The sequence below is a fragment of the Paraburkholderia sp. RL17-383-BIF-A genome, assembly GCF_046028015.1.
Classification (GTDB): Bacteria; Pseudomonadota; Gammaproteobacteria; order Burkholderiales; family Burkholderiaceae; genus Paraburkholderia.
In genome coordinates, this window is the sequence record NZ_JARESR010000007.1 from 267,049 (window position 1) to 285,417 (window position 18,369).

The 18,369-nt window shown below is 57.9% G+C and carries 10 protein-coding genes and 2 pseudogenes; 4 read left to right on the forward strand and 8 right to left on the reverse strand.

Annotated features, from left to right (window positions below; all coding sequences use genetic code 11):
* Positions 1-232 precede the first annotated feature (232 nt).
* Entirely contained in the window at positions 233-1,630 is a 1,398-nt protein-coding gene (locus P0D71_RS11550; protein WP_408480059.1) for a hypothetical protein, read from the reverse strand.
* Between the two features lie 479 nt (positions 1,631-2,109).
* A complete protein-coding gene (locus P0D71_RS11555) occupies positions 2,110-3,657 on the reverse strand; it encodes a methyl-accepting chemotaxis protein (RefSeq protein ID WP_408480061.1) in 1,548 nt (515 codons plus the stop codon).
* Between the two features lie 271 nt (positions 3,658-3,928).
* Between P0D71_RS11555 and P0D71_RS11560 the strand changes: the two genes are divergently transcribed.
* The gene (locus tag P0D71_RS11560) at positions 3,929-5,029 is read left to right on the forward strand and encodes an MraY family glycosyltransferase (protein WP_408303678.1); all 1,101 of its coding nucleotides are present in this window, start codon (positions 3,929-3,931) and stop codon (positions 5,027-5,029) included.
* A gap of 490 nt (positions 5,030-5,519) precedes the next feature.
* Here P0D71_RS11560 and wecB read toward each other — a convergent pair whose 3' ends face one another.
* Complete coding sequence (gene wecB, locus P0D71_RS11565; RefSeq protein ID WP_408480063.1) at positions 5,520-6,629, reverse strand: non-hydrolyzing UDP-N-acetylglucosamine 2-epimerase; 1,110 nt, start codon at positions 6,627-6,629, stop codon at positions 5,520-5,522.
* 2,010 nt (positions 6,630-8,639) lie between these two features.
* On the opposite strand from wecB, the pseudogene P0D71_RS11570 reads away from it, so the two are divergent.
* Positions 8,640-8,855 (forward strand): annotated as a pseudogene (locus P0D71_RS11570) (glycosyl transferase); the annotation flags it as partial.
* Positions 8,856-9,079: 224 nt separating this feature from the next.
* Here P0D71_RS11570 and P0D71_RS11575 read toward each other — a convergent pair.
* Positions 9,080-9,676, reverse strand: a complete 597-nt coding sequence (locus P0D71_RS11575; protein WP_408480064.1) for a nuclease-related domain-containing protein — start codon at positions 9,674-9,676, stop codon at positions 9,080-9,082.
* Between the two features lie 3 nt (positions 9,677-9,679).
* Positions 9,680-10,303, reverse strand: coding sequence for a hypothetical protein (locus P0D71_RS11580; RefSeq protein WP_408480066.1), 624 nt, complete (start codon positions 10,301-10,303; stop codon positions 9,680-9,682).
* Positions 10,304-12,477: 2,174 nt separating this feature from the next.
* Here P0D71_RS11580 and P0D71_RS11585 point away from each other — a divergent pair.
* Positions 12,478-13,572, forward strand: coding sequence for an integrase domain-containing protein (locus P0D71_RS11585; RefSeq protein WP_408480068.1), 1,095 nt, complete (start codon positions 12,478-12,480; stop codon positions 13,570-13,572).
* A gap of 9 nt (positions 13,573-13,581) precedes the next feature.
* Positions 13,582-13,950 (forward strand): hypothetical protein, encoded by a 369-nt coding sequence (locus P0D71_RS11590; protein WP_408480069.1) that lies wholly within the window; start codon positions 13,582-13,584, stop codon positions 13,948-13,950.
* 58 nt (positions 13,951-14,008) lie between these two features.
* On the opposite strand, the pseudogene P0D71_RS11595 reads toward P0D71_RS11590, so the two are convergent.
* From P0D71_RS11595 to P0D71_RS11605, 3 genes and pseudogenes are all read right to left on the reverse strand, one after another.
* Positions 14,009-14,434 (reverse strand): annotated as a pseudogene (locus P0D71_RS11595) (IS30 family transposase); the annotation flags it as partial.
* 806 nt (positions 14,435-15,240) lie between these two features.
* On the reverse strand, positions 15,241-15,903 hold the full coding sequence (locus P0D71_RS11600) for a nuclease-related domain-containing protein (RefSeq protein WP_408480070.1): 663 nt from the start codon (positions 15,901-15,903) through the stop codon (positions 15,241-15,243).
* A gap of 2,170 nt (positions 15,904-18,073) precedes the next feature.
* On the reverse strand, positions 18,074-18,268 hold the full coding sequence (locus P0D71_RS11605; protein WP_408480072.1) for a hypothetical protein: 195 nt from the start codon (positions 18,266-18,268) through the stop codon (positions 18,074-18,076).
* Positions 18,269-18,369 lie beyond the last annotated feature (101 nt).

An 18,369-nucleotide genomic window follows, 5' to 3' on the forward strand; every position in this document is an offset into this window, starting at 1 on the left:
AATAGTGAGGACTTATCTGAATCGAGCATTCGCTCGTGCTCTGTACGCGCGAGCCGCTTTGTAGCAGCTCAAACAGAATTCGACGTCAGGTGAATTGTCAGTTGAACACAGCTTCAAAACGCAATATGTCTATTTTATTAAGTATGGCTATGTAAATCGTGTTCACACAGCAATATGCGGACTTCCGGTGGGAAACGGCAAGGCGTTGCGACAGAGGGCTGACGCCAGTCAGTCAGCGGTGTGAGTCATTCCGGGCGCGGCCCGAGCGGGTGCTCGCGTGGCGGTCGTCGTCCGCGGTCGCGATCATTTCCGCTTCGCGCAGATCGGCCATCGCGCTCAGCGCTTTTAAGACGCCAGCCAGAATCCGCCCGCCAATATCGTGGTGAAAGATCCAGACGCCATAGATTCGTCCGGTGAATGCGGCCTCGCTTCCAATCTCCGGATCGGGCCGGAAGCCCGCACCCAGCCCAAAGGTGAACAGGCCGCGTATCGCATTGCCGTGAATGTCTAGCGGACGGCCGAACTTGTCGACCTCGATTCCACCCTGGCTGAACTGTAGAGGAATCGTCGCGCCCCGGTAATCGACCAGCGCCGACATGTTAGGCCCGTAGCCCGCGCCATGAATCACGGCGCAGGAGTGCGCCAGACACTCGGCCGCGCGAGCTTGCGCCGCTTCGCCGGAGGCTGCGTCGACCAATTCGATGCGCGGCTTCGTGCTTGGTACGCGGCCGTGCGACATGACGGCACACGCGATCTCGAACGCACGGTAACGCAGACCGCTCGAACGATTGACGCGCCTGGTGACCGGACAGATATCGCTTGCTGGATCGACCGTGTAGCCCCATGCGCGCGCTTCGGCCTCGGTTTCGAAAAACAGCCGTATCGGCGAACGATGAATGATTGAGATTTCATCGAGCCCAACCTCGCCAAGATCTGTCGCGAGGCGTTCGGTCATCGTGAATGCGCTGTGCGAGCCGCCGATGATCGATATCCGGTTGCTACGCCCGGCCGTGGGTGCTGCGAAGACCGGCGCAAACGTGTTGACCAGTTGCGTCCTGGTAAGACGAAGCAGATCGTCCGACGTGTGGATCATGACCCCGTCGCCTGGCGCAGGAATGTCCAGCGTGCGACACAACTCATCGATTTCCTCGACGCGTTGCGACCCACCCAGATTCATCACGACCGTGTCGCTGGTCACTAGCCGGCGGACCGCTGGTTTGCGCGTATCGTGATGGACGATTTCGAACCGGCCGTCCTGACAGCGCCGGATCGCGTCGATCTCATGACCACGCAGCACGTCGACATCGAAATGCTCGACCAGGTGAGCGATTAGCCGCTCGGCGGCGAGCGTAAGCAGTTGGCCCACTTCCGAAAGTAGCGGCGCGCCGTCGGGGTCTGCGGCCATTTTTTTATGCAGCGCGTTGTATTCGCGGATGTCGCCGAACACTTCGTCGAAGCGTTCATGCTCCAGACATGCGAGAAACGTTTTGGCAACCGAGTTGCCCGTCACGTTGACATAATCGCCAAGTTTGCCTGCACCGAAACTCACGCGTTTGTCGATAATCAACAAACCGTTTCTGGCCACCTCAGCCAGCTTGCCATTCTTGAACGCGTAAAACAGAAAGCCCATCCCCGCAGGGCCTGCACCACACAATACACATGAGTAATCGCTTGGTACGCTTCCGGAGCTGTCCGGGATTTCCGCTGAGGAGCTCTGCATAGCTGATGGGCTCGACCGTTGTCGGTTGTTGAGGCGCACAGTGCGCGTTACCGGTGACCTGGTGATTCGCCGAGTGGCAATCTACACACAATATCCCCGAATGCGATGCTGCGTTCTGTGCGCTCGCGCACGGACAATATTTCGAAACCTTACCGAAAGCATGGAACAAATTGCCGGACGGGAGACACGCGTCGGGAATAAGTTCTTCAACCCCATGCTGACCGCCCGCCACAGCCGTTATCCAATCCTGTGGGTATGTGGCGTCGGCACACTTAATAATTAGTATGGCTGATTAACGATTACGGCCCACTGTGTGGATCACACCACAAACACAAAAGGCGGCGTTCAATCCTGATGCCGCGCCCCAAAGAAGCGCGGCCTTCTATTTACTAAGCCATCTGGAATACCGCCACTGCATCGCGCAATATCGTCGCCTGCTCTTCCAGCGATTTCGCCGCAGCAGCAGCTTCTTCGACGAGTGCCGCATTGTGCTGCGTGACTTCATCGATCTGCGAGACCGCTTTATTGACCTGCTCGATACCATCACTCTGTTCGAGCGCGGACGCCTCGATCTCGTTCATCACGCCGGTCACGCGTTCGACGGCGCTCATGGCTTCGTGAATCGTCTTTTGCGCGTCCGATACGAGGGATGCGCCCTCCTGAACCTTGGCGGCCGATTCCCCGATCAATTCCTTGATTTCCTTCGCAGCCGCTCCCGAGCGCTGTGCGAGGCTGCGCACCTCCGAGGCCACCACGGCGAAGCCGCGCCCCTGTTCGCCGGCCCGCGCCGCTTCGACCGCCGCGTTCAATGCCAGAATGTTGGTCTGAAACGCAATGCCTTCGATCATGCCGATGATTTCCGTCACCTTGCGCGACGACTCGCTGATTCCATCCATCGTTTCGGTGACGCGCGAAACCACCGTGCCGCCGCGCGTGACCGTGTCGAGCGCGCCATGCGCGAGCCGGTTCGCCTGCTTTGCGTTGTCGGCGTTCTGTTTCACCGTGGCCGACAACTGCTCCATACTCGCGGCGGTCTGCTGAAGGGCCGCCGCCTGCTGCTCCGTTCGCGAGGACAGATCCGCGTTGCCCGATGCAATCTCGTTCGCCCCCTGCGTGATCGCCGTCGTACTGCCACGCACTTTGGATACGGTCTCGACGAGGCCGTCACGCATCTTCGTCAGCGCTGCCAGCAATTGACCCATCTCGTTGCGCGATTTGACCTTGATGGCACCCGTCAGATCGCCGGCGGCGATGCGTTCGAAGTGCTTGACGGTTGCGTTGACCGGCTTGATCAACGCCGCTGACAAACCAATGCGCGCCGCCACGCCTATCACGATCGCGATTGCGCCGATCGCGGCGAACAGCAGCGTCGCGATCTGGAACCGCTGCGCCGCCGTTTCAGCTTGCTGATGCTCGCTGTCTACCTGGGAACGCTCGAGCGCGTCGATCGCTTTCGAATAGGCGGCGTAAAAGCCGTTCGCCGTCTCGCCCTGAATGTTGCGGAAAGTATTGAAGTCGAAGTCGGCCAGCGCCTTGAACTCGGGCTCGATCGCCTTATCAACCAGCGCGCTGCGCGCCTGCTCCACGCTCTGCGCGAGCTTCCGTTCGTTGTCGTTGGCAAACGGACTGGACATGTAGGTGCGGAAGTCCTTGTTCGATTCGACCAGCACCTTGTGCGCGGCCGGCAACAGTTCATCGGTCTGCTTGCCGACGCTAAAGAGCGTCTGATAAGAACCCAGCGCAAGCTGGACTCGCAACAGCTTTTCGGAACTGGCCTTCAGATGAGACAGCGCGGCCGCGCTGCGCTGCGTGTCGTCGAGGCTGCTGTTGGCGAGCTTGAGCGCGCCGTAGCCGACACCGATCACTGTCAGCAGGAAAGCGACAAATACGCTGATCACCAGCGTCAGGCCGCCACGAATTGTGATGTTATTAAGCATTGGGTCTCCGGAACGTCTTGCGATCGGCGGCGAAAAACAGGTTGGCAGGTGCATGCGCTGTTTTTTTACGCGTGAATGACACTTCGCCGCATCCAGGTTAACGACCTCCTGCAGCCCCCGCTAGATAGGTGAAATCCATGACTGGCGGGCGTTTTCGGGCAGTTTGCGCCTCACTATCTGGGATCGTCGCGCAATCGTGCCGAGCCGCCGCTTTTCAAGGCGGCGGGCGTTTCGTTTGTATAATTCGGCGTCTTCGCTCAGGCCCACTTTCATGCTTAGTTTTGCGCTCGGCTTTCTCGTTTCTCTGCTGATCACGCTGTTGATCGTGCGCTATGCGCATCTGCATGAAAAATTCTCCACCGACACCGATCTGGCCGGCGTGCAGAAATTCCATGCGCGCCCGGTGCCGCGCATCGGCGGGACCGGGATTCTGCTCGGGCTGATCGTCTCCGCCGTGCAGCTGCATCACGCCTACCCGGCCGTGTCAGGCGGCATTCTCGGGCTGATTGCGTGCGGCATGCCGGCCTTCGGCTCGGGGCTGGTCGAAGATCTGACCAAGCGCGTGTCGCCGCTCGCGAGGCTCGTCTGCACGATGGCGGCCGCCGCGCTCGCCTATTTCCTCCTGAATATCGCCGTGACGCGCATCAGCGTGCCGCCGCTCGACTTCCTGCTCTCGTATGCGGTGATCTCCTGCGCGGTGACGGTGCTGGCGGTTGCCGCCCTCGCCAATGCGATCAATATCATCGACGGCTTCAATGGCCTCGCCTCGATGGTCGCGTTCATGATGTTCGCCTCGCTCGCCTACGTGGCGTTCCAGGTGTCCGATCCGATCGTGCTGTCCGCGTCGTTCATGATGATGGGTGCGGTGCTCGGCTTCTTCATCTGGAATTTCCCGGCGGGGCTGATCTTTCTCGGCGACGGCGGCGCTTATTTCATCGGCTTCATGCTGGCCGAACTGTCGATCATGCTGGTGATGCGCAATCGCGACGTGTCGGCCTGGTACCCCGTGCTGTTGTTCATGTATCCGATCTTCGAGACCTGTTTCTCGATCTACCGGAAGAAGTTTATTCGCGGCATGTCGCCCGGCATCCCCGACGGCGTGCATCTGCACATGCTGGTGTATAAGCGGCTGATGCGCTGGGCAGTGGGCGCGAGGACCGCGCGCGAACTGACGCGCCGCAATTCGCTCACGTCGCCCTATTTGTGGCTGCTCTGTCTGATCGCGGTCGTGCCGGCCACGCTGTTCTGGCGGCATACTTTGCATCTGTTCTGCTTCGTGGTCGTGTTTGCGTTGACGTACGTGTGGCTCTACGTGAGCATCGTGAGGTTCAAGTCACCGAGATGGATGGTGGTAAGGCGGGCCAAGCGGTGACCTGCTCCGACATAGGTTGACACCTACGCCATTGTTGCGGCTTCGCAGCAGTCCAATCGTCCCAAAGACAGCGCGGCCGCAGTGTCCCCGGGGGCGCAACGCTATAAAGATGTTGTGTCGCGCTTCGTACTTCCGAACTCCTGCCAGCGCCCTCAGAGCGTCAGCGAGCGCCACCGAGCCTTGATCTGTCTAGCAGGCCCTCCCTCAGGCAATCCTGAGGTGCCATTGCCGGTCCACAACCTGATCGATTACACCGCGTAAGTGCTGGCGGTGCAAATTATATTATGTTCGCCACGCAGATCGTTTCATCGCAGATATGAGACCTTCACCAGCCAATGACTACCCCTTGGGCGCATTCGCCCAACAGGCGAAGCCGTCCCAGCATTGACCGCAGGTAAGCGGAACGAGCCGTCAACGCGAAAGCACAGCGATCGTTTAAGATCTGTTGCCTCCACTCGATTCATAAAGGAACGGCCATGTCCCGCCCTGTTCAGTTGGATAAGTCGAAATATCCCTTCAAAATACGAACAATCCGTCCGGAGGCTAGGCCATCACTGTATGGCGATACGCCACGCGCCATACGCCTATAGTCTGCAGGGTTATCGAGCAAGCGTTGCGTATTGCTGACAATATCAGCGTAGTCCGTACCTATCAGCTTTACCACTTCGTGCCTGACCGCCTCAGGGCGCTCCGTCTCTCGTCGCAAGACGAGCACGGGTTTGCCTAGCGCCGGTGCCTCCTCTTGCACGCCTCCCGAGTCCGTCAGGATCAAATAAGCTTGTTTCATCGCGGCGACAAATGGCAGGTAGTCAAGCGGTTCGCAGAGTGTAATACGAGGATGATCGCCCAGGGATGCGTACGCGCCCGTCCGTACATTTGGATTCAGATGAACGGGATAAAGCACTTGAATGTCGACGTTCTCGTCTGCGATTGTTTTAATCGCTCGCAATATGTTTTGAAACGCCTCACCAAAATTCTCGCGACGATGCGACGTCACGAGAATCAATCGTCGATCGCCTTTATATGGTGACGCACCGTCGCAACGTTTGGCGACATCCAGCAACGCATCGATAACGGTATTTCCGGTAACAAACACACTCGACTGATCAATTCCCTCCCGAAGCAAATTTTCCTTCGCGCAGGTTGTCGGCGCGAAATGCCAACGTGCCATCCGGCCCGCGACCACGCGGTTCATTTCCTCCGGAAACGGATTCGAAAGATCGCCTGTTCGAAGACCCGCTTCGACGTGCCCGAAAGGTACTCGCCGGTAGAAGCACGCTAGCGCTGCCGTCAGGACTGTAGTCGTGTCCCCTTGCGCAAGAAGAACATCTGGTTCCTCAGTCGCGAGTACCTCGTCTAACTTCGTTACTAGTCGTGAGGTTAGCGTGGGCAAAGACTGGTTCGGCTGCATGATATCCAAGTCAATGTCTGGTTTGATCTCGAACAGACGCAGTACTTGATCAAGCATACCCCGGTGTTGCGCCGTCGCGAGCACACGGCAGTCTGCCCATTCTTCATGTTGCAGTTGCTTGATCAGCGGCGCCATCTTCACTGCTTCGGGGCGGGTGCCGACAGTGACAATGATTTTACGTTTTCTCAAGGCGCCTCTCAATGTCAGTATATTAATGTTAAACGATATGGCCAGCGTAGCCGAGTAATAAATTCTATCTGAGAATCAGCCTCTTACAATAAGCCGCCGGAATACAACAGAGGGCGAAAAACTCTCAACAACATGATTGTGTCCCGCTCCTTTGCAATCGTGGCGAGCACGTTCACGAGTCTCCGTTCACAGGATTTCTTGTTTCTCACCTTCCTGTATCGGCGCGTCGACCCGAGTTTGACATGAAACGAGCGTTGCAGGTCTAGTATCAGGCTGGTGTTCATATCCGCAGTGTCCGCCGCGCGTGTCAAGTTTTCCTATCAAATCGGCGTCGGCCCGCGCAGCGTTAATATCCTGTTCGGCTGCTCAAGACGCGAGGAAATATCTCTGAGTTTTGGCCGCGAATCAAGGCGACCTCCAATTGCGGATGTGCAGAAGTGTTCAGACGCATTCTCCCCACTGGTGAAGTTGCGTATATCGGCAAAGGTCATACACAATTCCGCAGTAGACAGCAAAAAGGAGGAGCCAGAGCAGAGCAAGATGTGCCCTCAATGCGGTCAAGGGCAACTCCGCAGGAAAGGTACGCGTGCTATGCTAAATGAGCCCAAACAGCGGGGACTAGCATGGAACTCACATGGCCGTTACTTGGATTCAATGCAATACTCTTAGGGATAGGTTGGTCGATGAACCGCAGTTCAAGCGAGCGGAAAGCGCAGCGCATCCGGCGGCGATCATCGGGCTTCGTTTCGCCCCGGTCAGAAGCGCCGAAAGCCCCTGCCTTGCAATCCGGAGAGCTGCACTGTCCGCATTGTGGTCACAGCATCGGCGACCAAGATTTCGCACGACATCAGGCGTGGCGGGCCTACGGGACGGCACGCGAATCACCGCTTTTTCGTCGGTCGAACTTCTCGCCTGATTAGACTGGCAGTTTCGAAAACCGGGTAGTGCGGCATTTCAAGCTGCGCGGGAGGCTAACATTGAAACCGCAGCGCGGTGGGTGATTTCCCACGCGAGAACTATTCGGGAGCTTTGATGCCCTGCTGTGCGTAAATCGCGGCGGGCACATGTTCACGCGGCTTATGTTGTCCCCGCAGACAGGGTCACCCAGTCCCAGGTGACCCGAGCCGGGTTCGAGCAAGTCTGCGTTGAGTGGAGGCGGCCGCCCATAGTCATTTTGCGCTATATCGTCCGCCCCCATACGCAGCGCATCTTCGGCAGCTGGGAAGACGCGGCTATTTCTCAGGTATGGCTGCAACAGTCCGAAACAGGAACCGAATGGATGACAATACGCGATCAAGCACCGTGTATGGGAAGGCGACAACATCTTGCCCACCGCACCGATGACCGGACGACGATTTAGCCGGTTCAGACAGCTAACCCGGAAAGCTCCGCGATTCGGGCATCTATGCGGCGCGAGACGCGTGGGCGCATCGTCGCAAGACAGCTTCCGCCCGGCCGGCCTCTTGGTCTCAGGGACATCACCCGTCCATAAAACACACCGGGCATGGCTGGCCCCAGACGCGACGAACGGCCAAGAGGGGCGTGTAGCGAACTCACGGTGGGACTTTTCCCGGCGCCCCTTTTCTCCAGATCCTGCAAACGCCCCATGCCGTTTTCTTACGTTAGCCGTAACAAAACGGCCGTATCGTGCGCTGCTCCGCTGGATAGTTACCAAAGGGTAAAGAGGTGTCTGAACTGGCTCAGACACGTGATTTCCGGGCAGCCGCCCTAACCCTTTGAATAATAAGCAGAACGCCGGACGAAGCAACGATATTTGCACGTGCAACTCATGCGCCGCTGCGTCTTCGAAACAGAAGAAAAGCAAAGCTCGCGCATGCCTAGCGACCAATGCGCACTCGCAGATTTCGACCGCCGTTCGCCCAAACGCAGCTGATCAATTAGCGATCTTGCTGGCGAGCCACGCGAACCTACAAGAGCTCAAGCCCCAACCTGGGCGCGCTGGCGATTCGAAGTATCGTCGCCACGGTCATCGATGACGTACTCGACGATACCGCACGTGAATTGACACGGCGTAACTCGCTGACGTCCCCGTACTTGTGGCTGCTGTGTCTGATCGCGGTCGTGCCGGCCACGCTGTTCTGGCGGCATACGCTGCATCTGTTCTGCTTCGTGGTGGTGTTCGCCGCGACGTATGTCTGGCTCTACGTGAGTATCGTGCGGTTCAAGTCACCACGGTGGATGGTGGTCAGGCAGAGGAGACGGTGAGCACAGTTAACCCCTCCTCGTGTCAGCAGTGTTAGGTCAAGGACTAGCCTTGGCCGCGCGAGCGGCCCTCCTGGATTCGTTGTCGGTGTTCAACGAGAGCCTCGGGGCGCGTGTCTGCATGCTGCAAGATCGCGTCAACTATCTTGCGAACGGGCAGGCGCCCTGTCCCCGTGCGCGCAAACTGCTGCTGTCGCACCCGCAGGTGCCGGTAAAGTTCACTACGCTCAAGCAGCGCCGTTGGAAGCGTGAAGCGTGGGTGCCACCATTGCCGCGTCATTCGAAAAGACACCGAGCCCTTCGACGATCCACAGCCGCGGCGGAAGCAGTTTGCGCAAAAACCGCACCTTCGCCGCATTCTGCTTCATCGGCGAGGTGCGCACACACCGCTGTCCGTCAACCGGCGTGAGCGTCAACGTGTCGTCGGTCTCACCGTGTGTGACCACACCAGCCCAATGCTTTGTTTCGACCACGAAGACTCCGAACGGCGTAATCGCCAGATGATCGATTTCAGCAGTCGGAAAGGTGCTCCCCGGCGCATGAATCAGAACGAGACCATCCAATACTTCCCAGTTTTCGCCGCACAAACGCGTGAGGTGCCAGCGCAGCTCGGCTGACACCTCCCTCTCTCCTTCTTCCCCCGGCCCTCGGGCAGAGACCGCCCGCGCTTCTCGAACTTCCTCTTTAGCCGACCGTTTATCGTTAAAGCTCAGAGACGCATACAGCAATGCACTCGCGAGCCCGAAGATAGTGTGAATCAGCATGCTGGCTTCTCCTTTGTTTATGTAGGTGAAACCAGCGTATCGAGCGCTACGGGAAGTCAAGCATCAGGTCAGGATCGTGAACCCGGGAGGAAGCCGCTTTTCTCGTGGCTGACCATCGTTCAGGGCCTCACAGACAGAATGCGTGGTTGTCCCCAGCGCGCGGGCCGCCTTGCGCAGGTCGCCACGGTGTTCCGTGAGGGCCTCCATGACCTTATCGCTTGTGAGCATCGGTATGTCTGGTCGCGAGTAGGCTGCCGCACGCGAGCATTGGACATGTCTACTCTCGACACTCGACGCACCCATGGTGAGAGGCGCACTCAGTAAAGCGATGAGCTGGCGCTTTCGGATCCATTGCAAAAACTGGCGCCAATGCTCGAGCCTCTCGGCCGCCTCTTCAGATGTCAGCCGCTGCGTGGACCAGCGATTGATGAGGACCCGCAAATGCTTGCTGCCGAAGTTCCACGGTGTTTGTAAAGCATACCCGCTGGCGCGCAGCGCCTCAAAACCCGCCAATACCTCCGCCACCCGCCGGCATTGGGTTTCAGCCGGCACAGGATCCTTGGCCCGAGTGCGCCAATCATACGTCGACGTGACACGGCCCCGGGCAAGCCTGCGGAATTCCCGCCTGAATTCATGCGGCAGACTGCTGCAGGCAATCACGTACCGGTATTCGTAAAGAATGTACATGTTTGTTTTCCTTGTATTGATTCCGTGACTTGGTCGATGCCACACCGGCACCGACCGGCGTTCAGCGGCGCGGCGAGCGCGCTGCCGTTTGAGTGCGCTGTTTATCGGGCCGCGCGCGCCACGGGCAAGGAAGTGTGCAGACGATGGCTAGATGCCATCGAGACGCAGTCAGAGGTGAAGTTGGAACGGCCGACGCTACACGCCGCCTAGACTGGGATGGCCGTCAGAAGTTCGCAAAGAAGAAAAAAGGGAAGGAGGAGGGACAGCCGAAAGACAGGCACTAAAACTCACAGTGCCAAGGAGCGCGTACAGTGTCCAGAGAGCCAACCAGAGGCGTACGGGCGAACGGCTTTGCCGACAGGCCGATCGCAAAATACGGACGGCTATGGCAGTGCAAGATCGATGCGTTGTGGACGCAGGCGTGAATATACCCCCACGCCGTCAAAACTGGCAAGCCGGCGGCTCACGGTACCCATGCTATGCTCGACACACCGAAACAGCGGGGAGCCAGCATGGACATCGCATGGCCGTTATTTGGACTCAATGTAATGTTTGTAGGCGTGGGCTGGATGATGAACCGTGGTGCGCGCCGGCAGAGGAGGCAACTCATTGCGCGACGTTCATCGGTCGCAGCTTCGTCCCAGAGGGAACCGCAACCGCGCGCCGTCGCGTTGCACCGGAGAGAACTGCACTGCCCACATTACTGCCATACCATCGGTGACCGGGATTTCGCACGGCCGCATGCGCCGACGACCTACCGGCCGACACGCGAATTACCGTATTCCAGACGGCCACCCATCTGAGCGCGAACACACTGACGCTCACGTAACCCGCGATATTCAGCCTTCAGGCCGCGCGGAAGGGACGACTTTTCAGAGCACTGCGCGGATCGGCCAATTTCTCGTTGGAGCACTTCGCGGACGCGGCCACGCTGTTTGCGTCGATCGTGGCGGCCACCTTACTCCCCACTGATGTACCGCGCTGAGACAATGCGGCTGTCACCGACTGACTACGATTCGCTCAACGATTGCTCAAATCTGCGTTGGCCAGACAACAGAATCTCTCTCGTTCCCCATTCGCAGTGACGTACGCCGCCAACCCGTTGGTCAGGCAAGGAAGCGCGCCAGGATGGGGGCCGAACGTAATCGCCGACCGTGGACTGGTGTGCGATCGAAGGTCACCACATAGTGTTGCGTCGCGGGCCACTCGAGGACGTTGCCCATGCTGCGGCGACCTGCTCTTTGTGCGAAAGCGACACCCCCCTTTTGCTATCTCTGCAGCTATGTTCTAATGATTGCAGTACCGTTCGCTCACGTCACGAGCATCGACCATTACACCCCTTGCTGGGGGTTAGGGGGCTTTTTAGCCCAATTTCTATACAAGCATTGCTCAGCCTCACGGCGAAGCAAAGCACTTTGCCAAGTTCGTGTTAGCAGCATCAACATGAATCGGGCGTGCACGGCTCAATCGAGATTGAGCCTTTTCCAAAGCAAGAAGTTCCCACAGCGTCATTCGCGTGGTGCCTCTCTCACTCTTTCAGGCCAGCACGCGCAGTCGGTGTCGCGTCGCGACCAGTTACCGCCTGTGCGGTAAGTGATCGCTCGCCAACGGAAGTTCCGTACAGGCGAGTCTTTTCAACGTACGAGGGATTCGCTCCCTGACGCCTACGCCACAGATACGAGCGGTGTTCGTGACGCGGCCATGCCGCCAATGTCTTCCCGATGTCGAGGAAGCATCCTCTCCTTGCGATATACAGCGCGGTATCCATCAAGACAAACCTTGCGATTCATTCATCTCCGGATGAAGGCCGCAAGCGCTCCAATCGCGGCGTCTGCTCCCATGACGGGTGCAGAAGGAGTGTCTTTGTCAGACACTCGCCACTCACCGCTCCCGCATTGACGCAATTCCTCTTCGCGGGCTTCCACTTTCCATCCAGAACCTGCTTTCACCAAGGGCCTATCCGTAACCGGATCCCACAGCTCAACGCATTACCCGGCCCTCTCCCCGAATTCAATTGCTTACGTACGCGCTCGCCCCGCCCCGGCCGAGCCCGTCATTGCAGACATCCGAACGTATTCCGGATCTGTCACGAGCTCATCGTGACTGGGGCCGTGTTTGCCTCCCCCCGCGGGCGAACATGAGTTGACATGCGGGTCACAGCCGGGAGCTAGCTCATGAGCATGATGTCAAAGGCCATACACAATTCCGCAGTAAGCAGCAAAAAAGCAGGAGGCAGCTTTGCAACTCAGCAGAACAGGCGGTTCGATACAACAGGCCTTTTGCGCTTTGCCAGGCAGCTAGGGGAACTACGCGCATCGGTCAGTGAAATTCCGGAATGGGTGATTCATGCCTATGCCCAATACTGCATGGCGCAGGGCAAAACCGCGGGCACCCTTGCGAACATATTTTCGGCTGTTCGTGTCACATCACGCCTTGCCGGCCGGAACATTGACGAGGTGTGCAACAACAAGGAACTTCAACTCGTTCGACGAGTAAGGAAAGGGACAAAACGGGCCCTGAACCCGACTGAAATTGACGAGTTGATCGGCAGAGCGAAAGGGATAGACCAAGGGCTCATGCACATGATATCGCTCGCACTGCATCTCGGCCTTCGACGCAAGGAGGCGCTGATGTGTGCACGCGATCTCGGAATGTGGCTTGACGCACTCGTGCGCGGCGATTCCACGCTTCCGCTGATGCGTGGCTCGAAAAACGCAAGGCCGAGGCAAGTGCGGATCATCGAGAGCGAGCGCCCGCAGACGATCGAAGCAATCCGTTCCGCGCTCGCGTACGCTCGCGAATACAATCTCGAATTGATTACTGGCAACGGCAAGACGCTCAGATCAGCAATGAATCGACTCAAAGCACTGCTCCGCCGGGCTGGTATGGTCGGGCCAATCAGCTTTCATTCACTTCGTTACACGTATGCGCTCAAGAGTGCAGTCGAAATGCTGGAGGCGGAAATGGCGCCCTACGAGGTTTTGGTGGAACTCAGCGAATCGCTTGGACACGGCCCTACCCGCATCCAGATGATTCTTGGACACTACTGCCAGCCGATCCGGGAGAGGTTCGAGGGGCATATATCACTGCACAATATCGAAGCCGATCGTCGCCGCCCACCGAGCAAACTACCGCGGGCGACAGCGCGCCTTCTGGCAAAACGCCGACATGGCGCGCTAAGCGGCTATCCTATCGGCCAACCCAATGGGGCGCACGATCTGGCATGTCCGGCAGACGACGCGTTAATGGAACAGCATCCTTCCACTTGAGAGACGTCCATGTCCGATTCCTCGCTCTTGGAGCAGGTCAAGCGTTGCGCCGACAAGATCGGATGCAACGACATGATGCGCGCCATCATGGCCAAGGTCTGGCTCGAATTTGAACAGTCCATTGCTCCGTACCCGTCGTATCCATTCCGGCTGCAGGACCTTGATGTGGCCTTGCTTGCAGGCTTTGTCGAAGCGCGCTCGAAGCAATGCGTTGATGTTGAGCTGCTTCTCCTGGAAATCACCTGCATCAGGATGGTGCTGCTGGAATCCGGTTTCCTCCACAACCAGCTAACTGGACTCAGTGTTCGCGTCAAACGTCATCGGCTTGCCAATGATGAGAATGGTAAGTATCGGTTCGCAAAAACGCTTTGTATTTGACGGCGGTCTCAAAGGTGAAGCGCAACAGCGGGTAATGAATGGAAGCTGAGATTATCGCAGCGGTTGCAAGCATACGTTCTAAGACCTCGAATGGCGACTCAAATGCATGGGTAGCGCGAGGTCGGCAGTTGGGGCTGTCGGCGATGGCATCGAGTTCGTCCTGACTGTAGATCAAGAGGTGAGTGCCCTTCGGCAGATACTGCCGCAGCAGCCCGTTGGTGTTCTCGCAGGTACAGCGTTGCCATGGACTGTGGGGATCGCAGAAGTACACGCACACGCCGGTGGCGGCGGTGGCGACATCCATGTCCACCAGCAGCAGCAGGCGACTGGTGCGCTCAACCAGCACGCCGACGGAAGACTGGTTGCCGCCCGTGATGAAGTCGTTTTCCCAGTGACCTGGCATCACCCGGTCCTCGACCTCAGGCGGGCGCACATGGATGCTCACCATGCAAGTTTTCGCTGTCCGGCTGTCGGCGAAACCGGCCACTTAACGCCAGAAGCACGTTTCGTACGGGAGGCGGCATCGAAGTTGATGAAATAGCCGCGCTCCCGATCGTGCTCAACGGGGAATCGAACGCTGCCGCGTTCCTCCATGAACGATTTACGCTAGTCGGATTGGTCAAGAATTTCCACAAGAGATGACAAACGCGGCGGCAGGGTTATCTGAGCTAATTCGCGATTTAGCAGGACACAATCGGCAAGAACATTCCCACCTTCGTAGCACGGTTCAACAACGACTATTTCCATGAGCCACTCCATGATGAAAATTAATTTTATGACCGGCTCCGAAAACCCGATCAGCCTACGACGCTTCATAACACAAGAAGGACGCTGCTCCATTGAGAACGCTGTCGCGTTCCGGACCCTAACGAGATCATGAGTAATAGTCCCAGCGGCGAGGAAAAAGGGGGCGCCGAGACGCACCTTCGCATGGAAGGCGTAGGAAGCAAGGACGACGCCCAATGGAACGGCTCCGCTCGTTCCGGTCGATGCGTTAATAATGCGGGGTGTGCAAGAAATATAGCCTCCTCCGTGTCATTCATCGGGCGGAAAACTGCGAAAAAGAGGGTGCCTTTCCCCGCGCAACTAGACAGCAGATGCCGTCGAGAGCGTGCGAGTGCTAACAAGGATCCGCGCCCGTCGGCAGACGCGTAGTCCGATGAAAAGCGTAGCTGTCGATCAACGCCCCCGGGTTCACGACACGGCCTCCGATACCGGTGCGCCCCCTGGTTGTCGCTCACTACTCGTTCTCCCTCGCCTTTTGGCTTTGTTGGCACCGCATTGCATGCATCAACCGCGCCCCCAGTCTGTACAGCGCCACTGCAAATGTCCGGCGATCATCCTGGAGTCGAGATATCGAAAGTGACTGTCGCGGAAGCGGTTCAACCGTGTGCGCATAAAGTGGTGCAGCTCGAAACCTTGCAGGATTGCTTCCGGCAACGTGGGGTCAAGCGCACAATGCGGGTCAGCAAATACGGCGATGCACCCAACCGGACAGTTGTATTCGCCGAGGATCGGCCGCAGGTGTCGCAGAGCCGGTTTTGCCCTGCGCAACGGAGAAGTTTTAACGCAGACGACGCCAGAATTTTCACGTACGAGAAGCTCTTCTTCGTTCATCGAGCGCTTTACAGTTCCGATCCAATCGTACTGGTCGATGACGAACACTCCGAAGGGAGAGACAGCAAGACAATCTACCCAAGTCACTGGGTTGAGCGTCCCCGGTGCGTGCTCCAGCACCACTCCGCGGCGCACAACGAATGCACAGTCGGTCATTGCCTTCAGTATCGACGCAACCTGTTTTGCTAACGGCAAACACAAACTACGTCGCTGCGCCGTCCACCCATCGCGGTTGCCATCCAATTTTTTCGGATCTTTGATCAAGCTCCGACTGCAGGAGGCGTCATTTGAGGCATCCTTTGCCGCGAGAGAAAGCAGCGCCTTAACGTGTTCCATTTTTTCTCCTTTCGTTGACTGCAGAGCGTCGGCCAAAAGTTCACCTCCGGCCTACGTTTATGCCTTATGAATTTCATCAGGATTGCTGATGTTGTGAACGCGACGTGGAGTCACGTAAGCCGTACGTTCTATCTCTGCAGACGGCGCGCCTGATACGGTCTACTCGCAATTCCAAATGCGATCGTGGGCGCGCGTCATGAAATAGCGATCCAAAGTCTGCAGGTGCTGCAATCCTGAGGTTGTCCATCAGGCCGTGGACGTCGAAAGTTGGCGAGTTAGCACGGTCGATTAACCGACCGCTGGCATACACCTCGCTGAGTAGAACAACTTTCAGTAAGTTCAGCATGCCATGTGGAGGCGAAAGTCAAGGCAACGCTTCGGGAAAATAGGCAACTGAAGCGGGATCGTCTGCGACCTTCTTGTTGGTCGTCGGGATAGCGGCAGTTAGCTTTTATTCTGTGACGAGCGTCAGCTCGGGTGTGAACCCGACGAAGGACAGGAGCGTGAAGCCTGAGGAGAAGGCGGGGTTGAAGCAGATCGGGCGCCGGAACCGCAGCCAGGGCAGCGTTACAAAACACAGCTTAAATGACGACCCCACGCCTTGGACTGTATCAAGCTACCCCAAGGGAACATCGTCGACAACCGCGCATTGTGCGGAAGCGCTGTCGCGTCATTGGGACCAAGGTCGACCCAGGCGGGCACGCTTTTCATATGTAGTGGTTTTCCACATGCTGTGAAGTGCCGATAGCTTTCACCCCCGCTGCGGCTACCGGTCATCGCGTGGCGTTAACGTCCTGAGAAGACGCGCTCTTATCCAGCTCGTCACGCCAGGGCCCCCAATCCGGGAATTGTTTAAAGTACGACGTTCCAGGCGATAACGCGTTATGACGACTTTGTGAGAAAGACCGGAAATTTCGCCGTCTCTCGCCCACTTATTCCGGCGGAATGGTGCGCCGCAACCAGGCCTAGGGTTCTTTCGATCAACGGATGAGACACGGCGCGCGACGGGTTGAGCACGCCGCCATTGGGGCAACGGTCCAGCTCGGCAAAAGTCGAGGGCCGCGGCCGATCTCAGAGCATCTGCCTGGTATCACCCTAAACGGCGCCCCCGTGTTTGGTCACTGAGGATTTGCGTCTCGCCGCGCCTGTCGCCCGGCAATCGCGTCGCAACTGTCGGAGCTTGCTATGCGCGCCAGCCATCCATTGGGCGCGCATAGCGAAACACCGGGCACATCGCGCGTCAGACGCGTGCACAATACCGGTTGTATATACCCGAGACCCCGTTTCACGTTGACGCCTCTGCGAGGAGTACATGCGGCACAATCCTCGGCATCGTGACGTCGTGATCCACGGATGCGGTATAGGACGCCCTAATGACCCCAACTTCTGACACGAGGGCCGTGCCGTGCGATGTGGCATCACCCACCACAACACGCATCAATCAGGAACTCCCAGTTTGTACGTGCCTGCGCGTCGAGGCGATCGAGCGTGGAATCCGGATACCCGTCTTAATCCGCGAAGCAAACGTTCCGTTCTGTATCGACGAGCGGCGGAATGTACTCGGCGAGAGCGCCAAAAAGTGTTTCCGTTTGGGAGGGTGACGTAAAATTGGAACAAATCGACGTCAATAAAATCAACACTTTTTCGATGGGTTACGATCACCCAGATTAGGGCCATGTTGTAACGTGTTATAGGCACTCGATCGTTTCGCTGATCCTCCAAGCGACAGCGGCGTTTTTCCGCACCGGGAGGGAAGCATCATGACCGACGCTCGCCTACGCCGGTATATGATCGAAACGCGGCGTGGCAGTGCCGGCGCACTTGTCTACGAATCCCTGTTGAACTGGAGCTCGTCAGATCAATTCCGCCGGTTGATGCGAGCGCGAGCACGCCGCGATGTTCGCGAAGCAGCGTTGCTTTCAAGCTCAATAGATGAGCCGGTTCAGCATGGGGCTGGTGAGCGCGTGGTAGTGAGAAAAACGCCCACCGTCGGAACCGTGAGCAGTTGACGCACGAGACCGTGACGGTGACAGAAGGCTTCGCGGACGTATTCGATCGGGGACATGTGGTTTTCTCACGTGGTGCATCTCACCGACGCGGTGAGAGCTAAGTCCAGTGTGACCGCTGGCACGGGAAGCCAAGTCACCACCGGCTCCGTTCAGGCAGATCGTCAAAGCCGCAGCAGCCCTATCTTCGAAGGAGTGTCCTTCGCACCGCCCATGGCCGGGATGCGTGGAATTTGCACCGGAGAGACATCGTCGATATAGACGAAGCGGGCGGGTCGCTGGAAGCTGCGGTAACGGGCGGCGTCAACCAGTACGGGATCGATTGGCCAGAAGTCACGCGCAGTAATTCTCCCGTCCATGACCGTTTGCGCGACCGCAAATTATGGTCCCTGGTATTTTCCCGGTCTTTGGACCTGCAGGAAAGGACTACAAGCGCTAATTGAGTATCGGTCGGCGTTAT

What these genes read in the sequence shown, in the direction of transcription:
- P0D71_RS11605 (WP_408480072.1), bottom strand. Translation starts at nt 18,268, where the DNA reads ATGGACGGGAGAATTACTGCGCGTGACTTCTGGCCAATCGATCCCGTA.
- P0D71_RS11550 (WP_408480059.1), bottom strand. Translation starts at nt 1,630, where the DNA reads ATGGGCTTTCTGTTTTACGCGTTCAAGAATGGCAAGCTGGCTGAGGTG.
- P0D71_RS11560 (WP_408303678.1), top strand. Translation starts at nt 3,929, where the DNA reads ATGCTTAGTTTTGCGCTCGGCTTTCTCGTTTCTCTGCTGATCACGCTG.
- P0D71_RS11600 (WP_408480070.1), bottom strand. Translation starts at nt 15,903, where the DNA reads ATGGAACACGTTAAGGCGCTGCTTTCTCTCGCGGCAAAGGATGCCTCA.
- P0D71_RS11555 (WP_408480061.1), bottom strand. Translation starts at nt 3,657, where the DNA reads ATGCTTAATAACATCACAATTCGTGGCGGCCTGACGCTGGTGATCAGC.
- P0D71_RS11590 (WP_408480069.1), top strand. Translation starts at nt 13,582, where the DNA reads ATGTCCGATTCCTCGCTCTTGGAGCAGGTCAAGCGTTGCGCCGACAAG.
- P0D71_RS11585 (WP_408480068.1), top strand. Translation starts at nt 12,478, where the DNA reads ATGAGCATGATGTCAAAGGCCATACACAATTCCGCAGTAAGCAGCAAA.
- P0D71_RS11580 (WP_408480066.1), bottom strand. Translation starts at nt 10,303, where the DNA reads ATGTACATTCTTTACGAATACCGGTACGTGATTGCCTGCAGCAGTCTG.